16 protein-coding genes and 7 tRNA genes are annotated in these 21,345 nt (G+C 43.2%); 1 reads left to right on the top strand and 22 read right to left on the bottom strand.

Translation table 11 applies throughout. The features are described from left to right. Positions 1-61: 61 nt before the first annotated feature. The 11 genes from SWP_RS06095 to recA all read right to left on the bottom strand — a co-directional run bounded on the left by SWP_RS06095 (position 62) and on the right by recA (position 7,985). Complete coding sequence (locus SWP_RS06095; RefSeq protein ID WP_020911534.1) at positions 62-1,612, bottom strand: arylsulfatase; 1,551 nt, start codon at positions 1,610-1,612, stop codon at positions 62-64. A gap of 770 nt (positions 1,613-2,382) precedes the next feature. Beyond that, positions 2,383-2,474: transfer RNA gene (locus SWP_RS06090), tRNA-Ser, on the bottom strand. Between the two features lie 8 nt (positions 2,475-2,482). Beyond that, positions 2,483-2,559, bottom strand: a tRNA-Arg gene (locus SWP_RS06085). Positions 2,560-2,579: 20 nt separating this feature from the next. Next, a tRNA-Arg gene (locus SWP_RS06080) sits at positions 2,580-2,656 on the bottom strand. Between the two features lie 30 nt (positions 2,657-2,686). Next, positions 2,687-2,763 (bottom strand) — tRNA-Arg (locus SWP_RS06075). A gap of 38 nt (positions 2,764-2,801) precedes the next feature. Beyond that, positions 2,802-2,878 (bottom strand) — tRNA-Arg (locus SWP_RS06070). Between the two features lie 32 nt (positions 2,879-2,910). Further along, positions 2,911-2,987: transfer RNA gene (locus tag SWP_RS06065), tRNA-Arg, on the bottom strand. Between the two features lie 21 nt (positions 2,988-3,008). After that, positions 3,009-3,100 (bottom strand) — tRNA-Ser (locus SWP_RS06060). Positions 3,101-3,299: 199 nt separating this feature from the next. Next, positions 3,300-3,497 (bottom strand): carbon storage regulator CsrA, encoded by a 198-nt coding sequence (csrA, locus tag SWP_RS06055; protein ID WP_020911533.1) that lies wholly within the window; start codon positions 3,495-3,497, stop codon positions 3,300-3,302. Positions 3,498-3,971: 474 nt separating this feature from the next. Then, positions 3,972-6,596 (bottom strand): alanine--tRNA ligase, encoded by a 2,625-nt coding sequence (gene alaS, locus SWP_RS06050; protein WP_020911532.1) that lies wholly within the window; start codon positions 6,594-6,596, stop codon positions 3,972-3,974. A gap of 321 nt (positions 6,597-6,917) precedes the next feature. After that, on the bottom strand, positions 6,918-7,985 hold the full coding sequence (recA, locus tag SWP_RS06045) for a recombinase RecA (protein WP_020911531.1): 1,068 nt from the start codon (positions 7,983-7,985) through the stop codon (positions 6,918-6,920). Between the two features lie 320 nt (positions 7,986-8,305). Here recA and mutS point away from each other — a divergent pair, with 320 nt between their 5' ends. After that, positions 8,306-10,888, top strand: coding sequence for a DNA mismatch repair protein MutS (mutS, locus tag SWP_RS06040; protein ID WP_020911530.1), 2,583 nt, complete (start codon positions 8,306-8,308; stop codon positions 10,886-10,888). Between the two features lie 219 nt (positions 10,889-11,107). Here mutS and rpoS read toward each other — a convergent pair whose 3' ends face one another. The 11 genes from rpoS to mazG all read right to left on the bottom strand — a co-directional run bounded on the left by rpoS (position 11,108) and on the right by mazG (position 21,301). Beyond that, on the bottom strand, positions 11,108-12,076 hold the full coding sequence (gene rpoS / locus SWP_RS06035; RefSeq protein WP_020911529.1) for an RNA polymerase sigma factor RpoS: 969 nt from the start codon (positions 12,074-12,076) through the stop codon (positions 11,108-11,110). Between the two features lie 76 nt (positions 12,077-12,152). Then, positions 12,153-13,049, bottom strand: a complete 897-nt coding sequence (locus SWP_RS06030; protein WP_044555716.1) for a peptidoglycan DD-metalloendopeptidase family protein — start codon at positions 13,047-13,049, stop codon at positions 12,153-12,155. A gap of 66 nt (positions 13,050-13,115) precedes the next feature. Continuing rightward, positions 13,116-13,751: a protein-L-isoaspartate(D-aspartate) O-methyltransferase gene (locus tag SWP_RS06025; RefSeq protein WP_020911527.1), complete on the bottom strand. Its 636-nt coding sequence runs from the start codon at positions 13,749-13,751 to the stop codon at positions 13,116-13,118. Between the two features lie 76 nt (positions 13,752-13,827). Further along, the gene (surE, locus tag SWP_RS06020) at positions 13,828-14,577 is read right to left on the bottom strand and encodes a 5'/3'-nucleotidase SurE (RefSeq protein ID WP_020911526.1); all 750 of its coding nucleotides are present in this window, start codon (positions 14,575-14,577) and stop codon (positions 13,828-13,830) included. After that, entirely contained in the window at positions 14,577-15,641 is a 1,065-nt protein-coding gene (gene truD / locus SWP_RS06015) for a tRNA pseudouridine(13) synthase TruD (RefSeq protein WP_020911525.1), read from the bottom strand. Before truD ends, surE begins: the two co-directional genes overlap by 1 nt. 16 nt (positions 15,642-15,657) lie before the next feature. After that, positions 15,658-16,137 (bottom strand): 2-C-methyl-D-erythritol 2,4-cyclodiphosphate synthase, encoded by a 480-nt coding sequence (ispF, locus tag SWP_RS06010; RefSeq protein WP_020911524.1) that lies wholly within the window; start codon positions 16,135-16,137, stop codon positions 15,658-15,660. Between the two features lie 54 nt (positions 16,138-16,191). Further along, positions 16,192-16,887, bottom strand: a complete 696-nt coding sequence (gene ispD, locus SWP_RS06005; RefSeq protein WP_020911523.1) for a 2-C-methyl-D-erythritol 4-phosphate cytidylyltransferase — start codon at positions 16,885-16,887, stop codon at positions 16,192-16,194. A gap of 30 nt (positions 16,888-16,917) precedes the next feature. Continuing rightward, entirely contained in the window at positions 16,918-17,214 is a 297-nt protein-coding gene (gene ftsB, locus SWP_RS06000; RefSeq protein ID WP_044555715.1) for a cell division protein FtsB, read from the bottom strand. A 99-nt stretch (positions 17,215-17,313) separates the two neighbouring features. Continuing rightward, positions 17,314-18,615 (bottom strand): phosphopyruvate hydratase, encoded by a 1,302-nt coding sequence (gene eno, locus SWP_RS05995; protein WP_020911521.1) that lies wholly within the window; start codon positions 18,613-18,615, stop codon positions 17,314-17,316. Between the two features lie 129 nt (positions 18,616-18,744). Next, the gene (locus SWP_RS05990) at positions 18,745-20,382 is read right to left on the bottom strand and encodes a CTP synthase (RefSeq protein WP_044555714.1); all 1,638 of its coding nucleotides are present in this window, start codon (positions 20,380-20,382) and stop codon (positions 18,745-18,747) included. Positions 20,383-20,497: 115 nt separating this feature from the next. Further along, a complete protein-coding gene (gene mazG / locus SWP_RS05985) occupies positions 20,498-21,301 on the bottom strand; it encodes a nucleoside triphosphate pyrophosphohydrolase (RefSeq protein WP_020911519.1) in 804 nt (267 codons plus the stop codon). Positions 21,302-21,345 lie beyond the last annotated feature (44 nt).

Below are 21,345 nucleotides of genomic sequence, written 5' to 3'. Positions count from 1 at the left end.
CGCTTACGCTAACCTTTTAAAAATAGAAAAAGGGCGCAAGCGCCCTTTATCAGTGTTAACTCTATTTACTCGCAGGTTGCTGTAATTTCTCCATCACCTGATCTAGGCTAAAGCTTGCAGCTTTTTGACTAGGTGGATATTCTTTAAAGGTTTCGAGGAACTTGCCAACATAGACCTGAGCAGGAACCAACATAAATGCTCGATCTAACATCCAATCCCAATAGGTATTTGAGGTAATATCGGCATTTTCATAAGGATCCATTCTTAGGTTATAAATTTTAGGGAGGCGTAGTACCACAAATGGCTCAGCCCATAAAGCTAATGTCCCAGCAAGACGTTGCTCCATAAAGACCAACTTCCAGTTTTTAAAACGTAAAGCCGCAAGATCGCCATCATCAGTGAAATAAAAGATCTCTTCACGTGGACCTGTTTTATCTTTACCAGTTAAATATGGTAAAAAGTTATAACCATCGAGATGATTTTTAAACTTTTTGCTGCCAGCTTTATGGCCTTTTAATAGCTTGTCCTTAACTTTACTGTCACCCGCTGCCGCTGCAAAAGTGGGTAACCAGTCCATATGATGCATGATCTCATTTGAAACCGAGCCTGCTTCAATTTTCCCTGGCCAGCTGACCATTGCAGGTACGCGGTACGCACCTTCCCAATTGGTATTCTTCTCGCCTCTGAAAGGTGTTGTTCCCGCATCCGGCCAAGTATTCATATGTGGGCCATTGTCAGTAGAGTAAAATACAATGGTATTATCTTTGATACCCAATTTATCGACGGTATCGAGCAATTGTCCTACGTGATTATCGTGCTCTATCATGCCATCAGCATAATTACTTAAGCCACTTGAACCTTGTAGTTCAGCTTTCACATGCGTTCTAAAGTGCATGCGGGTGCCGCTCCACCAAACAAAGAAAGGTTTTTTACTTTTTACTGAACGCCCCATAAAGTCGATAGCGGCAGCGACCGTTTCATCGTCCACTGTTTCCATACGCTTTTTGGTTAACGGCCCTGTATCTTCAATCTTGCCGTCTGCTGATGACTTGATAACCCCACGTGGACCGAACTTCTTGCGAAATTCAGGATTCTTAGGGTAATCAACATTTTCCGGCTCTTCTTCAGCATTTAAGTGGTACAGATTACCAAAAAATTCATCGAAGCCATGATTTGTAGGCAAGAATTCATCTTTATCACCTAGATGGTTTTTACCAAACTGGCCAGTGGCGTAACCCATAGGTTTAAGAATTTCAGCGATGGTTGCATCCTTTGCCTGTAAGCCTATATCCGCCCCTGGCATACCGACTTTGGATAAGCCTGTACGGAATACACTTTGCCCAGTTATAAAGGTAGAGCGCCCAGCAGTACAAGACTGTTCACCATAGTAATCGGTAAACATCATTCCCTCTTTGGCAATACTATCGATATTAGGTGTTTTATAGCCCATTACACCGAAGGTATAGGCACTGATATTAGACTGGCCAATATCATCCCCCCAAATAACGAGAATATTTGGCTTGTCCGCTCCCACCGCAGCAAAGGTCATTAGCCCTGCGGTTAGAGGCAATAGTGCCAGACTTTTTGCGAACTTATTGCGAAGTAGCGTCATAAAAGATCTCCGTTCTTTAGTACAAACTTGTTTTTATACAAACCTGAATTCATTCTGCGCATTGCGACTTCCAGAATGGCTATGACAAATATAGCTGTTCACTTTAAAATCACACGTTAATGAAGTGTAATCAACTAAAAATGCAGTTGATTCCATCAATTTACAGATAAACAAGCTAGCAACTACGATTATCAATTTCTGCTTCGTACCTATCTTAGCCAAGTGTAGGTCACAAAATCTCTGCAAGGGGAGTTGTCATATTTACAAGGGAACAAGAAATACGTGTCGTATGTGATCGTCATCCAAATCTGCGCAAATTTGTATTATGTCCCCCACTTAAGCTTTGCATTGAGTTTTAGCGATCCTTAAGCTGCGTTAACGAACTTAAGGCGTAATGGCTATGCCCTTTACTCTTTAGCCTTGGACACTCTTGCAACGCTCTCTCCATTCATGGAGAGCAGATATTACGAACATCATGAATGCACTTATACCAATCAGTATAAAAAGGTACGAGCTCAAGGAGGGTAGATTAATGTAGGCGCGGTTATCGAGAGTAATTCAGGAGCAGTTATCCAGGAGAAATGAATAACCTTGCCCCAGAGCAGCTAATTGTCGAATACCGAGCAAATCTTATACTGATAAGATAACTCGCTACTGAGAACACATGCTGTGATTATTATTTAGGAAATTTAGAAGGATAAGATTTACTGGTTAATATATTACAGGCACAAAAAAACCGCTTATAAAGCGGTTTTTTTGTATTTAAAGAATGGCGGAGAAGGAGGGATTCGAACCCTCGATGGGAGTTAAAGCCCATACTCCCTTAGCAGGGGAGCGCCTTCGGCCACTCGGCCACCTCTCCGCAAAACTTGGTGCGCGTGGAAGGAGTCGAACCTCCGACCGCCTGGTTCGTAGCCAGGTACTCTATCCAGCTGAGCTACACGCGCTAAATTCTGTAAGCTTTATATGGTGCGGATGGGAGGATTCGAACCTCCGACCGCCTGGTTCGTAGCCAGGTACTCTATCCAGCTGAGCTACATCCGCATATATAAAGGTATATCTACTAAGACTTAATGGTGCGGATGGGAGGATTCGAACCTCCGACCGCCTGGTTCGTAGCCAGGTACTCTATCCAGCTGAGCTACATCCGCGCATATTAAGTTTTAGGTCTAGCTTTTAAATGATTTAATGGTGCGGATGGGAGGATTCGAACCTCCGACCGCCTGGTTCGTAGCCAGGTACTCTATCCAGCTGAGCTACATCCGCTCACTAAAACATTTAAACACAACAGTAGATTATGGTGCGGATGGGAGGATTCGAACCTCCGACCGCCTGGTTCGTAGCCAGGTACTCTATCCAGCTGAGCTACATCCGCATCGTCGTCTACTTTAAGAAATGGCGGAGAAGGAGGGATTCGAACCCTCGATGGGAGTTAAAGCCCATACTCCCTTAGCAGGGGAGCGCCTTCGGCCACTCGGCCACCTCTCCGTTTCTTGGCGCACATATTACTGTTTGCCGAAAATAAGTCAAACCATTTTTAAGAAACAATATCCGTTTGAACTGTTTTTAAGCATGTTGACTGTATATCCGCCTAAGAACGCCTATTATCAGACTTTTAAAAACCAAAAAATAAAAAAGCCAGTTAAAAAACTAGCTTCTAAAATTCTCAGTAATCATCAAACTACAATCAGAAATTTCCGCCTTCTGGGGCAGAGCCTGATTTTTCAGATTGAATGCGTTGGTAAATCTCTTCACGATGGACAGAGACTTCTTTAGGTGCATTAACACCAATTCTAACTTGGTTACCTTTAACGCCTAATACAGTGACAGTAACTTCATCACCAATCATCAGTGTTTCACCAACACGACGAGTCAATATCAGCATTATTTTGCTCCTTTAGTTCCTAAATCTGCTTTATACGGCATTATTCCGTTATATACATATTATAGAGTTAGCTTAGTACAAATTAACAGTATTCAATTTGAAATAAGCCAATTAATTACATCTTTAAAACGGTTTACACTACTTTGAAGACAAAACCCTATAAGCCATATTAAGAAAAAACTGCACTAAAAGGCCATTATCAAACATCTAGATTAAACAAGTATGAAAAAAGCACCAATAGCTTCCTCATCACCATTTAACCATGTCTATAGCCACACAACTCTTAATTGTCACATCCAACCATACCAAAGTTAACTGTGATATCTACTAGTTTTCTCGTAAACAGTGATATTTATGCAATTAGTTAGCTAAATACTCCCATTACCCTTGTTCCAATTCTACTTTTTAGGCTTCTAACAACAAAAAACGCTCATAAAGAGCGTTTTTAGTATTTTCATTCAACAATCATCGTCATTAAGCAAGCTTATCTGTAATCCAAGGGATTACGCTATCTAATGCACCTTTGAGGTTTTCAGGCTGACTACCACCTGCCTGAGCCATATCCGGGCGTCCACCGCCCTTGCCGCCAACTTGAACAGCGATAGAAGCAACAAGTTCGCCAGCTTTCACTTTACCTGTCAGATCCTTAGTCACACCAGCAATCAAATTAACCTTGGCGTCTCCAGCAATACCTAATACCACAATACCCGACTTAAGCTTTTGCTTTAGCTCATCTTGAAGACCACGAAGTGAACCTGCATCAACACCTTCAAGTTGCTTAACCAAAACTTTGATGCCATTAACCTCAACAGCTTCACCAGCTAAATCAGCACTCGTCGCTGCTGCTAACTTATCTTTTAGCTGAGCAAGTTCTTTCTCCAGAGCCTTCGACTTATCAAGCTGAGCCTTAAGCTTGGTGATAACTGACGCGCTATCGCCTTTAAGAAGTGCCGCGGCCTCCTCAAGTGAAGCTTGCTGCTTAGCCACATATGCCATCGCAGCTGCGCCTGTTACCGCTTCAATACGACGTATACCAGCTGCGATTCCACCTTCAGAGGTGATCTTAAATAGACCTATATCACCAGTACGACCTACGTGTGTACCACCGCAAAGTTCAATAGAGAAGTCGCCCATCGTCACGACGCGTACTTCAGCGTCATATTTTTCGCCAAATAACGCCATAGCGCCCTTTTCTTTGGCTTGCTCAATATCCATAACTTCAGCTTTAAGCTCATGGTTGCGACGAATTTGAGTATTAACCAACTCTTCAACTTCTTTAAGTTCTGAGGCTTTAACACCTTCAAAATGAGAGAAGTCAAAACGTAAACGTTCTGGATCTACCAATGAACCTTTTTGAGTAACATGAGTACCGAGTACTTGTCGCAATGCTGCGTGTAAAAGGTGCGTCACAGAATGATTTAATTCAGTGCGATGACGTAGCTTCTTATCAACATTGGTTGCGATACTCTGGCCAACAACAATCGAGCCTTCAGCAAGCTTACCGATATGCCCTATTGCCTGACCATATTTCTGTGTATCAGCTACTTGGTACTCAATACCGTCAGCTAGCAGAACACCTTTATCACCACACTGGCCACCTGATTCACCATAAAACGGTGTGTTATTAAGTACGATAACTGCTTCATCACCAACATTTAGCGCATCAACAGGCTCGCCCGCTTTATAAATAGCGGTAACGGTCGCTTGGTTATTAAGCTCTTGGTAACCAACAAAACCACTCTGCTCATCAATTTTGAGGCCTTCATTGTAATCCGTTTCAAACTGACCAGCAGCTTGAGCACGACTGCGCTGCTCAGCCATTGCAGTTTTGAAACCCGCTTCATCAACTGTGATATCGCGTTCTCGACACACGTCAGCAGTCAAATCAACAGGGAAGCCGTAAGTGTCATATAGCTTAAATGCTGTTTCACCGTCGAGTACATCGCCTTTCAAGCCAGAAAGTGCATTATCTAAAATACCTAGACCACGCTCTAGAGTACGAGCAAATTGCTCCTCTTCAGCTTTAAGTGATTTTTCTACGATAGCTTGTGTTGCCACTAAACCTTTAGCAGCATCACCCATCACTTCGATTAATGTAGGGACTAACTTATAGAAGAAACTACTCGTTGCGCCCAACTTGTTGCCATGACGCACTGCACGACGAATAATTCGACGAAGTACATAACCGCGACCTTCGTTTGATGGCATAACACCATCAGCGATTAAAAAGGCGCATGAACGAATATGATCTGAAATAACTCGCAATGACTTATTCTCTAAATCAGTCACCCCTAGAATTTCTGCAGTCTTTTTGATAAGCGCTTGGAAAATGTCAATTTCGTAATTCGAGTGCACGCCCTGCATAATAGCAGCGATACGCTCAATCCCCATGCCAGTATCAACCGATGGCTTTGGTAACGGGTTCATCGCACCGTCAGATTGACGATTGTACTGCATGAATACAATGTTCCAGATCTCAATAAATCTGTCGCCATCTTCTTCAGGAGTACCAGGACGTCCGCCCCAAATATGCTCACCATGGTCATAAAATATTTCAGTACAAGGACCACAAGGACCCGTGTCACCCATCTGCCAGAAGTTATCCGACGCATAAGCGGCACCTTTGTTGTCACCAATGCGAATGATATTTTCAGGCGCTACACCGACTTTCTTAGACCAAATATCATAGGCTTCGTTATCTGTTTCGTAAATCGTTACACATAAACGCTCTTTAGGTAGCTTTAACTCTTTAGTTAAGAAGTTCCATGCAAAGTTAATTGCATCTTCTTTAAAGTAATCGCCAAAGCTAAAGTTACCCAACATTTCGAAAAATGTATGGTGGCGTGCTGTATAACCAACATTGTCTAAATCATTATGCTTGCCACCTGCGCGAACGCAGCGCTGAGAAGAGGTAGCGCGTGTATAATTGCGCTTGTCTTCGCCAAGAAATACGTCCTTGAACTGGTTCATGCCCGCATTGGTAAATAATAGTGTTGGGTCATTACCCGGCACTAATGAACTACTATCAACGACCTGGTGACCATTTGTGCGGAAATATTCCAAAAAAGCACTACGCAGTGCTGCAGTGGTTTGATACATGAAACCGTCCTGAATTAGGTTGTGCAACTAGCTCGTAAAGAGCCTAATGAGAAATTTTTTATGAACAGCATTATAAGCAGTGTAATGACTAACAACCAGCCCTGTAGATGCAAAACTAGCTAGACAGTTAAAAATAAAATGGATCTTTCGCGGTAACCAATAGATATGAACGTAAAAGCAGTCTGTTATCGGCATATCGACAAAAAATTCATCGACGGCTCGAAAAGTTGCACCTTAAAAACAACTACGGCGCGCTATAAGCACGCCGTGGTTGGCATTTATAACCCTAAGGGTTTAGGGCTAATGAATGATGATAGTCGTTTAAAAAACTTCACCAGTTTCCATATCAACATTATCACCAGCCGTATCAGTTGCACCAGCAGCGACTTTTTCGCCTTTGCTAAGCAACATAGAACGAAGTGCTGTTTCAATCTCATCAGAGATTTCTGGGTTCTCGATTAAGTACTTACCAGCATTAGCACGGCCTTGGCCGATTTTGCTACCTTTATATGCATACCATGCACCCGACTTTTCAATCAGTTTATGCACAACACCAAGGTCAACTAACTCACCAGTACTGTTAATACCTTGGCCGTAAAGGATTTGGAATTCAGCTTGCTTAAATGGTGCAGCAATCTTGTTCTTCACCACTTTTACGCGTGTTTCGTTACCAATAACTTCGTCACGATCTTTAATCGCACCAGTACGTCGAATATCTAGACGAACAGACGCATAAAACTTAAGTGCGTTACCACCCGTAGTAGTCTCTGGGTTACCAAACATCACACCAATTTTCATACGAATTTGGTTAATAAAGATAAGCAGTGTATTCGACTGTTTAAGGTTGCCCGCAAGTTTACGCATCGCTTGGCTCATCATACGTGCAGCAAGGCCCATGTGAGAGTCACCAATTTCGCCTTCAATTTCAGCTTTTGGTGTTAGTGCTGCAACCGAGTCAACAATAATCACGTCTACAGCACCTGAGCGAGTTAATGCATCGCAGATCTCTAACGCTTGCTCACCAGTATCTGGCTGTGAACAAAGTAGGTTATCAATATCAACACCTAGCTTTTGAGCGTAAACAGGATCCAAGGCATGTTCTGCATCGATAAAGGCACAAGTCTTGCCTTGCTTCTGCGCTGCTGCGATAACTTCAAGAGTAAGCGTTGTCTTACCTGATGACTCTGGTCCGTAGATCTCAACGATACGTCCCATTGGTAGGCCGCCTGCGCCTAATGCTACATCCAAAGATAGAGAACCTGTCGAGATAGTTTCAACATCCATTGAGCGATCTTCGCCCAACTTCATAATTGAACCTTTACCAAATTGCTTTTCAATTTGACCTAAAACGGCATTTAACGCTTTCTCTTTATTTGGATCAGTCTTCATTCTTATGTCCTTTGGATCTCAGTGCTAATACAGTATCAGCACTGTATTATCATTTAGGTGATGACTCTAATGCCTTCTCTAGAGCCTCAATATGAAACTAGTATACTGTACAATCATACAGTATCAAGTACTGTGCAAGATTTTTTTATAAAACATATAAAATCAATAAGATAACTATTTAGTGTTCCACATAAACATGAATTAACAGTATTTCATTGCAATTATCCACACTAAAATGAGTAAAAAATTGCTAAGATTGGCTCCCATAATTGTTTCATGGCTCACGACGGCCGCAGTAAAAGTACAGGCAAAGCAAATCAATGACTGCAATTGAACCGCAAAACTTAGAAAAACATACCCCAATGATGCGTCAATATTTAACGTTAAAGGCGCAACATCCAGACATGTTGCTATTTTATCGCATGGGGGATTTCTACGAGCTTTTCTACGAAGATGCCAAGCTCGCATCCGAGCTGTTAGGGATATCATTAACAGCGAGAGGCAAAAGCGGCGGTGATCCTATTCCCATGGCTGGCCTTCCCTATCATGCAGTAGAAGGGTATCTCGCTAAGTTAGTTCAACTACGAGTATCGGTTGCGATATGTGAGCAAATTGGTGATCCCGCAACTTCAAAAGGCCCTGTTGAGCGTAAAGTGGTTCGCATAGTGACCCCAGGTACTTTAACCGATGAGGCTTTGCTGCAGGAGCGACAAGACAATTTGTTAGCCGCGCTCTATCAAGGTAAGAGCGGTTACGGCTACGCCACGCTAGATATCGCATCGGGTCGTTTTGTGATCACAGAGCTTGCAAATACCGAAGCGCTAGAAGCTGAACTGCAAAGAACCAACCCTGCAGAATTGCTATATAGCGAAGATTTTTCGCAAATGAGCCTTATTGCCGGCATGAATGGTACTCGTCGTCGTCCTGAATGGGAGTTTGACTTTGATACCTGCCAACGTTTACTACTAAATCAATTCGGTACAAAAGATCTTAATGGTTTCGGTATTGAAGGTGCGAGACTTTCGCTACAAGCTGCTGGCTGTTTGATGCAGTACGTTAAAGATACTCAGCGTACCGCACTGCCACACATTAACTCTATTGTGCGTTTTAACCAAACTGATAGCATAGTGTTAGATGCAGCGACCCGCCGTAATCTAGAACTAACCGTTAACTTACAAGGTGGGCACACTAATACTTTAGCATCCGTTTTAGACAGTACAGTTACTGCTATGGGTAGTCGCATGTTGCAGCGCTGGTTACATCAACCACTGCGAGATCACCAGGTGATTAAGGCAAGGCAATCGTCAATTGCCGAGTTAATTGCAACCGAAAACTACCAGCTTCTAGCTGAAGATTTAAAAGCGCTAGGGGATGTAGAACGAATTACAGCACGTATCGCGCTTCGTAATGCCCGACCTAGAGATTTTGCCCGATTGCGCCAGGCATTAGGGTTACTGCCTCAACTACAACAAACATTAAAAGCCTCCTCAGAGCCTCACCTGCAATATTTGTCGCAGGTTATTGGAGAGTTCCCTGAGGAGTTAGCATTACTCTCTAGGGCAGTAGTTGATAATCCGCCAATGCTTATTCGCGATGGCGGTGTAATACGAGACGGTTACGATGCAGAGTTGGATGAGTGGCGCGTACTAAGCGCTGGTGCTACTGATTACTTGACTCAACTTGAAGCCAGAGAAAAAGAGCAAACAGGTATATCTACCCTCAAAGTTGGTTATAACCGAGTTCACGGCTACTATATTGAAGTCAGCCGCCGCGAGTCTGATTTGGTGCCACTGAGCTATCAGCGTCGCCAAACGCTAAAAAACACTGAACGTTATATTATTGCTGAGCTTAAAGAGCATGAAGAGAAAGTGCTTTCTAGCCAGGGCAAAGCGTTAGCACTTGAAAAACAGTTATGGGAAGAGTTATTCGATCTAATCTTACCTAAGTTGCATGAACTCCAAGAGTTTGCCACTGCGGCAGCTGAGTTAGATGTATTATGCAATTTCGCTGAGTGCGCTGAAACACTTAATTATGCCTGCCCAGAGCTTTCCGATGCATCAGGTATACACGTAGAAGCTGGTCGTCATCCCGTCGTCGAGCAAGTAAGCCAATCCCCCTTTATCGCCAACCCAGTGACGCTAAATTCACAGCGTAAGATGTTGATCGTGACAGGACCTAATATGGGGGGTAAATCCACCTATATGAGACAGATTGCCCTCATTACATTAATGGCACATATAGGATGTTATGTTCCCGCAGAGCATGCGGTTATTGGCCCTGTTGATAGGATATTTACGCGCATTGGTGCATCAGATGATTTAGCATCTGGCCGCTCAACCTTTATGGTGGAGATGACCGAAACGGCAAATATACTCCACAATGCGACGCCAAATAGTCTAGTGCTAATGGATGAAATTGGTCGTGGAACATCTACCTATGATGGTCTTTCTCTCGCGTGGTCTGCAGCCGAGTACTTAGCAAATAATTTAAACGCTATGACCCTATTTGCCACTCATTATTTCGAGTTAACCCAACTGCCTGAGCAGATTAAAAATGTCGAAAATGTGCATTTAGATGCCGTTGAACATGGTGATAGTATCGTGTTTATGCATGCTGTACAGGAAGGTCCAGCGAGCCGTAGTTACGGACTACAAGTTGCTGCACTTGCAGGTGTTCCTAACAGTGTTATCTGTGCAGCGAAACAAAAACTTCACCATTTAGAAAGCCGAGATCACGCATTGGAGCAATCTAAAAATGGAGAGATGGCAGTGCAGCAGACAATCAGCTTCCCAACTCAGCCGACATCACCAGTGATAGAAGCACTTGAAAAGCTAAACCCTGATGAATTAACCCCAAGACAGGCTCTCGATTACCTATACAACTTGAAGAAAATGGCCAGGTAATTTGTAATCAAGAGATACAAAAAAGGCGCCAATGGCGCCTTAAATTTATTATCAGTAACTTTATACCAATCGTAGTCAATAACTGCTCACCCTAGCTTGTTAAACCACTCGATAACGTCGTTAGAAATTTTAATTGTAGAGATAACTACTTATCGAAAATTTCCAGCTTGTTATCAAGCGTTTTTGCTAGGCTATCTCTTAACACTTACTAGATTGGTATTAGACTCTGAAGATAGCTTCAACTGAAAGCCCTTGAGCCCCAAGCAGGTCTTTCAAGCGCTTTAGCGCTTCTACTTGGATTTGGCGTACACGCTCACGTGTCAAACCAATCTCTTTGCCAACGTTTTCAAGTGTTGATGGCTCATAACCTAATAACCCGAATCGGCGCGCTAGCACTTCTCTTTGCTTGGTATTAAGTTCATCTAACCATTTCACCACCGACTTCGACATATCTTCGTCCTGAACTTTATAATCAGGGCCAACGTTGTCATCATCGGCTAATACGTCAAGCAGTGCTTTATCACTTTCACCGCCTAATGGGGTATCCACAGAGGTAATGCGTTCATTAAGCTTTAGCATACGACTAACATCACTACTTGATAGGTCAAGCTTCTCTGCAATCTCTTCCGCTGTCGGTTCATGATCAAGTTTGTGTGCGAGTTCTCGTGCGGTACGCAAGTAAACATTGAGCTCTTTAACAACGTGAATAGGTAATCTAATCGTACGAGTCTGATTCATTATTGCTCGTTCAATTGTTTGTCTAATCCACCAAGTGGCATAGGTTGAGAATCTAAAACCGCGTTCAGGATCAAATTTTTCGACTGCGCGTATTAGGCCTAAATTTCCCTCTTCGATAAGATCAAGCAGCGCTAAGCCACGATTATTGTATCGGCGAGCAATTTTTACCACGAGTCTGAGGTTACTTTCAATCATGCGGTTACGTGATTTTTCACAGCCCTTAAGAGACTTGCGTGAAAAAAACACCTCTTCTTCTGCACTGAGAAGGGGGGAAAATCCGATTTCGCCAAGATACAGTTGAGTTGCATCGAGGTTTTTTTGTAAATCGTCTTGTACTTGTTGTTCTAATTCTGCTTCTTTAACTGCTTTTTTACTGAGGTCTGATTTGGATTCCTTTACAGAAACATTCGTAGGTTCTTCTGCCATAACGGCGTTATTAGTTCTACCCATAATATATCTCCCGAATTTTCAATTTATTTACTGCACTTCACTATCCTCCGATTTGCCAAATTGGCAGCCTAATCAATTATTGCTTAGGCAAATATTTAAGTGGGTTTACTGACTTCCCATGATAACGGATCTCAAAATGTAACATGACCCGATTCGTGCCCGTACTACCCATTTTAGCAACTGTCTGTCCAGCATTAACAGCTTGCTTTTCTTTTACTAAGATCTTATCAGCATGTGCGTAAGCACTGAGGTAATCGTCGCTATGTTTTATAATAACTAAATTACCGTATCCTCGTAGTGCGCTTCCTGCATAAACCACTCTACCACTAGCAGCGGCTTTAATTGCATCACCACGATTACCCGCGATCTTTATTCCTTTATTTCCCTGCTCTTTGGCTGAGAAAGTACCAATCATCTTACCTTTCACTGGCCAGGACCAACGACTTACCTTTTTCGGCAGTGTTGACTCTTGCCTGTGGATAACTCGGTTAACAGTTTGTTGATTGTCTGTAACAGAATACGCAGGCTTTGCCACATGATCAAGCTGTTTTTTTGACGCTACTTTAGCGGTCCCTTGAGAAGTAGTAGATGATGTAACCAGTTGTTTTTCAGAAGATTTAGGTGCGACCGCAGCCTGTTTTGATGCTGATTTCGACGGTTTTTTGGCAGTATTGCTATTTGTAACAGATTTTTTAGAGTTTAGACTCAACACCTGTCCAGGGTAGATGGTGTAAGGCTTTGCAAGATTATTTATCTTGGCGACATGGGCAAAATCTTTATTTGCTCCCCAAGAGATGGAGTAAAGTGTATCTCCCTGTTTCACTTTATAACGGCTAGCAGTGATAGAGCCTTTATCGTGTGAAGGTTTACTAGCGTAATTGAGTGACTCTACAGGCGCGGGACGATCAGCCTGAAAACTACAACCGGCTAATAACAAAGTAAAAACGATAGTGAAGTGCGGTAAAAACTTCATATAAACAGGCCATCCCAAATCGCTAGTCTGCGACGATAACTAAAATATTACACAGATATAAATCGTTCAGGCAAGCTCGCCATTGATTAACGGTACAAACCGAACGATTTCTATAGCCTCTGAGACGTACTGATTGCCCTTACGAGTGACTTTAAGTAGTTGTTGTGAAGCTTCCCCTACAGGAATAACCAGTACTCCACCATCCGTCAACTGCTCTGTTAATGCATTCGGCACGCTTGCCGCTGCTGCAGTCACCATAATTGCATCATATGGGCCTTTACTCGGCCAGCCCTGCCAGCCATCACCGTATTTAAAAGCTATATTATGTAAATCTAGCTTCTTTAAACGTTGTCTAGCTTGTATTTGTAAGCTCTTTATACGCTCTACAGTACAAAGTTGGGGAACCAGTTGCGCCAATATTGCCGCTTGGTAACCAGAACCCGTGCCAATTTCTAGCACTTTTTGAGGTTGACACTGCAGTAGAATTTCAGTCATTCTCGCAACAATATAGGGTTGCGATATTGTCTGCCCTTGCCCAATAGGCAAGGCGGTATTCTCATAAGCTTTATGTCCTAAAGCCGCATCTAAAAACCGCTCTCTGGGCGTATTGGCTACCGCTTTTAAGACCGGCTCATCACGAATACCTGCTTCATATAAACTTCTTGCTAGGTTTAAAGCCGATGTTGACGCGAGCCGATCCATAAATAACAGTTCCAATTAAAATAAATCATTAAGTTGCAGCACCTATAGCAAAAATTAACAGTGCTAATTGTTGTGATTAAACTAGCGACTCAAGCCAAGTCGTCATTTCAGGTAACTGCTCAAAAGCGGTTAAGTCAACCGTTAATGGTGTAATAGAAACATAGCCATGCTCTACGGCATAAAAATCTGTGCCTTCGCTCGCATCTTGCTTATCACCTGGCGGGCCTAACCAGAAGATCTCTTTACCCGCAGGATCTTGTGTCCTGACCATACCTTCTGCGCGATGTCTGGCACCAAGTCGCGTGATTTTAATACCTTTAATATCCTCGATAGGCAGATCAGGCACATTTACATTTAAGATTTTATCTTGTGCAATCGGACTCTTCTTTAGGCCCTGAACTATCTTCAATGCAAAATGTGCTGCCGTATCATAGTGTTTTAGTTCAGATCCCACTAATGAAACTGCTATTGCAGGAAAACCTAAAAATCGCCCCTCCATTGCTGCTGCAACGGTTCCAGAATAGAGAGTATCATCTCCCATATTAGCACCAGCATTAATACCTGACACCACCATGTCAGGTTCATCTTGATACAGCTCTCTTATCGCTAGGTGGACACAATCGGTAGGCGTACCACTCACAGATATATAACCATTGTCTAATTTATTCAGCCGCAATGGATTCGTCAAGGTCAGAGAGTTACTAGCACCAGAGCAGTTTCTGTCTGGGCCCACCGTTAAAGTTTCCGCAATCAAGCTTAAGGAGTTGGTCAATGCAGCAATGCCAACTGCATTTACACCGTCATCGTTACTAATTAAAATTTTCATTAGATTGAAACGTTATCCTGTTGTGCTGCTAGCATCGCTTTTCGTGCGGCTTCCTGCACATCTTGGTAGTCAACCAGTTCGCGTAATACCGATGTTGCATAAGAGCCTGATGGTAAAGCAAATTTAAGAGTAATAGTATTATCTTCAACTTGATACTGCAAATGTTGAGGCTCAAGTAGCAAAGTCCTGCGCTCTTGATTAAGACCCGCTTGCTCTAATCCATCTCTATCAACTGAATATTCTGCTAACGCTGTGGATTCAAGTTCTGCCGCATCTGATTGCGCCAGAGGCTCCCCTCGCCCCCATAAAGGTGCCGATAGCTGAATGTCCTTGTTGTTTAAACGCTCTACTAACGTTTCATCCCAATGCTCAGCAGTAAAATAACTCTTACTACCAGCAAGCATCACACAATCACCCGCTAGTGTTGCTGTGCCGTGAGCCGCTAATCTTGCTGAGCTAGCTAAGTTAAACAAGTTAGAGCGCACTGCAGATAAATACATACTGCGCTTTTTTCTATCCTTTACTTTGCGGCCAGTAAACATCTGTCGACCGAAAATAATATTTTTTCCATCATGGCCGAAGCGCTGTTCGCCAAAATAATTCGGCACACCAGCTTGCGCAATTTTCTCTAGACGAGCGACTACATCTTCAACCTTTGATACATTCCTAAGCACTAAGGTGAAACGGTTTCCCGCTAGCGCACCGATCCGCAACTTCTTTCCATGACGAGATGCTGACAACAAAGTGAGTTGTTCACTATTCATTTTCTGCCAATCCGGTGTTTCTTTGCCAGGGATCCGCACGCCAAACCACTGTTCTGTTACCGCATTCTTGTCTTTTTGACCGGCATAAGTCACTTCTTTGGGGTGCACATGGGCAAAACTTGAAAGCATTTTAGCGACTTCAACGGTGTTTAAACCATCTTTTCGAATATGTAGCAGATGGTGCTCACCTTCGCCTGTTGGCGCAAACGGCAAGATCTCCTGCACCAAAAAATCGCTGTTCTGGGTACGTAAATCCGCTTTAGCGTTGGGCTTGCCGTATAAGTAGTGAAGTTCGCTCATCTCAATCTTGCTCTCTTTAAATCTTTGTCATAAGTACTACAGCTTCAACTGCAATACCCTCTTTTCTACCGGTAAATCCGAGTTTCTCGGTGGTAGTCGCCTTAACATTTATATCATCAATATCTGATTGCAGATCTGCAGCTATAACCGATCTAATCGCTTCGATATGCGGTGCCATTTTCGGCGCCTGAGCAATAACAGTCACATCGAGATTGGACATACTAAAGCCCATATTTAATGCCAATTGATAGCAATGCTTTAATAACACCCGGCTATCAGCCCCTTTAAATTCAGCATCAGTATCTGGAAAATGCTTGCCGATATCCCCCAATGCCATAGCTCCTAATATGGCATCTGAGATAGCATGTAGCACGACATCACCATCTGAATGTGCAATAAGACCAACTTCATAGGGCACTGTCACGCCGCCTAAAATAAGGGGGGGTTCACCACCAAATTTATGCACATCAAAGCCATGGCCGATTCTAATTTTCATTTTAATTCCTCGTAACGGTAAAGCTGATATTCAAGCTAATCGTTAGCAGTCAGCCTAACGGCCTAAGTTTTTAAGAAACAGTGAAGCCAATTGCAGATCATCTGGGTGGGTGACTTTGATATTATCTGCACGACCGCTAACGATACCAGGCATCACCCCTGCCCACTCCATTGCTGAAGCTTCATCGGTAACTTTCGCCCCGGCAGCGAGCGCCGCCCGAAGATTAACTTTAAGCTGCTTTGCTTGAAAATACTGTGGTGTTAAAGCATGCCACAATCTATCGCGACAAACAGTATTGCTGATCTCGCCATGCTCTCCAGTACGCTTCATCGTATCCCGAACAGGAGCACCGAGTATAGCTCCCTGTGGAAAGGTGCTTGTTGATGCAATCAATTTATCAATATCTAAATGACTTAAACAAGGGCGCGCTGCATCATGGACCAAAACCCAGCTATTTTCATCGGCCTGTTGCAACGCAGCTAATACTGAATCTGCGCGTTCATTGCCGCCAGTGACAGTCAACAGTTTCTTATGTTGCGCTTGTGGCAACAGGCAAAAATGTTTGTCTTCAGGGTTTAGCGCAACGATAACCTGTGCAATTTGAGGATGATTCAATAAGCAATCCAAAGTATGACCAAGTATAGTTTGCTCATTGAGTGCTAGATATTGCTTAGGCACCTCGGCGCCCATTCTGCTACCGATCCCCGCCGCTGGCACGATAGCAATAATTTGATTGGTTGATTGACTCATTAGAGGATCTCGCTAGCAGGTAAAAATGTATTAATTATTCTGTTTGGTTAGCCGATCGCCACCAACAACTCGAAAAAAGGTTTCACCCTCTTTGACCATACCTAATTCGTTGCGAGCTCGTTCTTCAAGAGCTTCTGTTCCACTACGAAGATCATTAATCTCCTCTCTTAACACCTGGTTTCTTGCTACAAGCTGCGCATTGCTCTCTTGTTGTAGCTTGATTTGTTCTTGCAGATGAATAGAGTCAGCAAGACTCTTATCTCCTAACCATAGGCGATATTGAAGCATGGCAAGTAATACAATAAGGGCAAAGAGAAGGCGTTTCATTATGCTTAATGATAAGAATTTGAGAATAGTAAATAGATAGTACAACAAAAAAGGCCACCGAGTGGTGGCCTTTTTTAGTTAAATCAGCAAATCATTTGATTATGCTTGACCTTTAACCTCTTTAAGCCCTTTATAAGGAGCTTTTTCACCAAGTTGCTCTTCGATACGAAGTAGTTGGTTGTACTTAGCAACACGGTCACTACGGCTTAAAGAACCTGTCTTGATCTGGCCTGCAGCTGTACCCACTGCTAAATCAGCAATAGTTGCATCTTCAGTTTCACCTGAGCGGTGAGAGATAACAACAGTGAAGCCTGCATCTTTAGCCATTTTGATAGCCGCTAAAGTTTCAGTCAATGAACCAATTTGGTTGAACTTGATTAGGATTGAGTTAGCAATACCGTTGTCGATACCGCGCTTCAAAATTTTAGTGTTTGTTACGAATAGATCGTCACCAACCAATTGGATTTTATCACCCATTAGTTTAGTTTGATGCGCGAAACCGTCCCAATCAGACTCATCAAGACCGTCTTCAATAGAAACAATCGGGTATTCTTTGGTAAGGTCCTGTAGGAAGAAGTTAAACTCTTCTGAAGTGAACTTCTTACCTTCACCTTTAAGGTCATAGATGTTGGCTTCTTTGTCATAAAACTCAGACGCTGCACAATCCATCGCTAATGTGATGTCTTTACCTAGCTCGTAACCCGCGTTTGCCACTGCAACTTTAATTGCAGCCAAAGCTGATGCGTTTGATGGTAGGTTTGGCGCGAAACCACCTTCGTCGCCTACAGCTGTAGAGTGACCATCAGCCTTAAGTACTTTAGCTAAACTGTGGAATACTTCTGCGCCCATACGTAAGCCTTCGCGGAAGTTTGCAGCACCAACAGGTTGAATCATGAACTCTTGGATATCAACAGAGTTATCTGCATGCTCACCACCATTGATGATGTTCATCATAGGTAACGGCATAGAGTAAACACCCGGAGTACCGTTTAGGTCAGCAATATGTGCGTATAAAGGTACACCTTTAAAAGCTGCTGCCGCTTTAGCCGCTGCAAGAGAAACAGCCAAGATAGCGTTAGCGCCAAACTTAGCTTTGTTTTCTGTGCCGTCTAAATCGATCATGATTTGATCAAGTTCAGCTTGCGCAGTTGCATCTTTGCCTATCAGCGCGTCAGCAATAGTACCATTGACAGCTTCAACGGCTTTCAATACGCCTTTGCCTAAGTAACGTGCTTTGTCACCATCACGTAGTTCTAGTGCTTCGCGTGAGCCAGTTGATGCGCCAGATGGTGCAGCAGCCATACCCATGAATCCGCCTTCTAGATGAACTTCAGCTTCAACAGTTGGGTTACCGCGAGAATCCATGATTTCGCGACCGATAATGTTAATAATCTTAGCCATAATGCCCTCGATTTAAGTTTGAAAGATAAATTTAAAGTTAAAAGTAAAACGAATTTCTTTATGTCTAAATCCACATCACCAAAAACAAAAAAACCGCTCCCATAACATGGAAGCGGTCAATATTTTGGTTTAGCCCAAATCGCGTTTCTGATACGCGGCGGCTGCAGCAACAAAACCTTCAAACAATGGTTGCCCATCACGAGGTGTCGATGTGAATTCAGGGTGGAATTGACCCGCTACAAACCAAGGGTGGTTTGGAAGCTCAATCATTTCAACTAACTGTCGATCTGAAGATAGACCACTAAAAATTAAACCTGCTTTTTCAAGACGATCTTTATAGTTGTTGTTCACTTCAAAGCGATGACGATGACGCTCAACACAGCTAAGACCTTTGTAGGCAGCAGCTGCTTTAGTCCCTTCTTCAAGGTGACAAAGCTGAGCACCTAAGCGCATAGTGCCGCCTAAATCAGACTCTTCATGACGTTCTTCAACTTGACCTTCTTCGTTGATCCACTCAGTGATCAAACCAACAACTGGATGCGGTGACTCTTTATTAAATTCAGTCGAATGTGCGCCTTCAAGGCCAGCAACATTACGGGCAAATTCAATCAGAGCGACTTGCATACCTAAACAGATACCAAAGTATGGAAGGTCGTTTTCACGGGCATATTTGGCCGCCATGATTTTACCTTCAACACCACGCTCACCAAATCCGCCTGGAACCAAAATGCCGTCTAGACCAGCAAGCACTTCTTCGCCTTTAGCTTCAACGTTTTGTGAGTCAATATACTTAATGTTGACTGAAACGCGGTTAAACAAACCCGCATGTTTTAATGCTTCATTAACTGATTTGTAAGCATCTGGCAGTTCAATGTACTTACCCACCATACCAATGGTAATTTCGCCCGTTGGGTTTGCTTCTTGGTAGATAACATTTTCCCATTCGTGCAGGTCAGCTTCTTGGCAATCAATACCAAAGCGCTTAGTGACTAGTTGATCAAGACCTTGAGCTTTAAGTAACGCTGGGATCTTATAGATGCTATCAACATCTTTAAGTGAAATAACCGCACGCTCTTCGACATTACAGAATAGCGAAATTTTCGCTTTTTCATTCGCAGGAATCGCTCGGTCACCACGGCAAACCAATACATCAGGAGCAATACCGATTGAACGGAGCTCTTTAACTGAGTGCTGAGTCGGCTTAGTTTTAACTTCACCTGCAGCGCCTAGGAACGGCACTAATGTTAGGTGCATAAACAGTGTTCTTTCGCGACCTAGCTCAACGCCAAGTTGACGAATAGACTCTAGGAAAGGTAGTGATTCAATATCACCTACAGTGCCGCCAATCTCAACGATAGCAACATCGTGACCTTCACCACCAGCAAGAACCTTTTCTTTAATCGCATTAGTGATATGTGGGATAACCTGAATGGTTGCCCCCAAATAGTCGCCACGACGCTCTTTACGTAATACTTCTTCGTAAATACGACCAGTAGTAAAGTTATTACGACGATTCATCTTGGTACGAATGAAACGCTCGTAGTGACCTAAATCTAGATCGGTTTCAGCGCCGTCTTCTGTCACAAACACTTCACCGTGTTGTGTTGGACTCATGGTACCTGGATCGACGTTAATATATGGATCCAGCTTCATAATGGTTACGTTGAGGCCGCGAGCCTCTAATATTGCAGCCAAAGATGCTGCTGCAATGCCTTTACCTAGTGATGAAACCACGCCACCAGTAACGAAGATATACCTTGTAGTCATGCTGAACCTGAGAAAATGAGTTGGAAATATGTGCTTGTAAGAAAGCACTAGGACGGGGCAATATTATACCAAAGCATCACCGATTCGACAAACTAGAATTAACCTAAAATTCAGTTTATTTACTCTTCTCACTCAGTTTAACCCTATCCCAGTATGTATCAAGCTCGGCTAATGTATGTGTATCAAACGCTCTACCATCTTGTGCTACACACTCTTCTACACCGCGAAAGCGTCTTTCAAACTTTTGATTTGCTTGCCTTAAGGCTTTTTCTGGCTCGACACCTAAATGCCTTGCAAGGTTTACAACAGCAAACAATAAATCGCCCATTTCATCTTCAACTTTGCTTTGGACAACTTTTTCCTGCTGCACCTCAAAGAGTACTTCATCTATCTCTTCGTGGATTTTCGCAACCACAGGAGGCAAATCAGGCCAGTCAAACCCCACTCGAGCCACTCTTTTTTGAATCTTTATCGAGCGAGAAAGCGACGGTAAGCTTAAGGGAATGTCATCTAACACTGAGTGTTGCTCTCTCTGTGCGCGCTCAGATTCCTTAATTTTTTCCCAGTTCTGTTTAATTTGTTCGCTACTGTTAGTCTTAAGGTCGGCAAATACATGGGGGTGGCGGCGAGTCAATTTATCACAAATACGTTCCACCACAGTATCAAAGTCAAACGTTCCTTGCTCTTTTCCTAGCTGACAATAGAACACGACTTGAAACAGCAAATCGCCTAACTCATCAGGCAGCTCATCTAGCGCTAAACGCTCAATCGTATCTGCCACCTCGTAAGCTTCTTCCAATGTAAACGGCACGATTGTTTGAAAGGTTTGTGCTTTATCCCACTCGCATCCTGTTTCAGGGTCGCGCAGCTTTTGCATAATAGTGAGCAAAGGCTGCATGTTTCCTATTTGCTGTGTCATTCGTTTTCTACTCTCTTAAAGCTATACCGATCTAACTCAAGTTA

Origin of the sequence: Shewanella piezotolerans WP3 (genome assembly GCF_000014885.1) — a bacterium.
GTDB lineage: Bacteria > Pseudomonadota > Gammaproteobacteria > Enterobacterales > Shewanellaceae > Shewanella > Shewanella piezotolerans.
This window is presented reverse-complemented; position numbering and strand designations above follow the sequence as displayed.

Excerpts from the sequence above, each read along its gene's own strand:
- mazG (WP_020911519.1), bottom strand. The coding sequence starts at position 21,301 with ATGACACAGCAAATAGGAAACATGCAGCCTTTGCTCACTATTATGCAA.
- alaS (WP_020911532.1), bottom strand. The coding sequence starts at position 6,596 with ATGTATCAAACCACTGCAGCACTGCGTAGTGCTTTTTTGGAATATTTC.
- ispD (WP_020911523.1), bottom strand. The coding sequence starts at position 16,887 with ATGAGTCAATCAACCAATCAAATTATTGCTATCGTGCCAGCGGCGGGG.
- eno (WP_020911521.1), bottom strand. The coding sequence starts at position 18,615 with ATGGCTAAGATTATTAACATTATCGGTCGCGAAATCATGGATTCTCGC.
- mutS (WP_020911530.1), top strand. The coding sequence starts at position 8,306 with ATGACTGCAATTGAACCGCAAAACTTAGAAAAACATACCCCAATGATG.
- recA (WP_020911531.1), bottom strand. The coding sequence starts at position 7,985 with ATGAAGACTGATCCAAATAAAGAGAAAGCGTTAAATGCCGTTTTAGGT.
- truD (WP_020911525.1), bottom strand. The coding sequence starts at position 15,641 with ATGAGCGAACTTCACTACTTATACGGCAAGCCCAACGCTAAAGCGGAT.
- csrA (WP_020911533.1), bottom strand. The coding sequence starts at position 3,497 with ATGCTGATATTGACTCGTCGTGTTGGTGAAACACTGATGATTGGTGAT.
- rpoS (WP_020911529.1), bottom strand. The coding sequence starts at position 12,076 with ATGGGTAGAACTAATAACGCCGTTATGGCAGAAGAACCTACGAATGTT.
- SWP_RS06095 (WP_020911534.1), bottom strand. The coding sequence starts at position 1,612 with ATGACGCTACTTCGCAATAAGTTCGCAAAAAGTCTGGCACTATTGCCT.
- SWP_RS05990 (WP_044555714.1), bottom strand. The coding sequence starts at position 20,382 with ATGACTACAAGGTATATCTTCGTTACTGGTGGCGTGGTTTCATCACTA.
- SWP_RS06030 (WP_044555716.1), bottom strand. The coding sequence starts at position 13,049 with ATGAAGTTTTTACCGCACTTCACTATCGTTTTTACTTTGTTATTAGCC.
- SWP_RS06025 (WP_020911527.1), bottom strand. The coding sequence starts at position 13,751 with ATGGATCGGCTCGCGTCAACATCGGCTTTAAACCTAGCAAGAAGTTTA.
- surE (WP_020911526.1), bottom strand. The coding sequence starts at position 14,577 with ATGAAAATTTTAATTAGTAACGATGACGGTGTAAATGCAGTTGGCATT.
- ispF (WP_020911524.1), bottom strand. The coding sequence starts at position 16,137 with ATGAAAATTAGAATCGGCCATGGCTTTGATGTGCATAAATTTGGTGGT.
- ftsB (WP_044555715.1), bottom strand. The coding sequence starts at position 17,214 with ATGAAACGCCTTCTCTTTGCCCTTATTGTATTACTTGCCATGCTTCAA.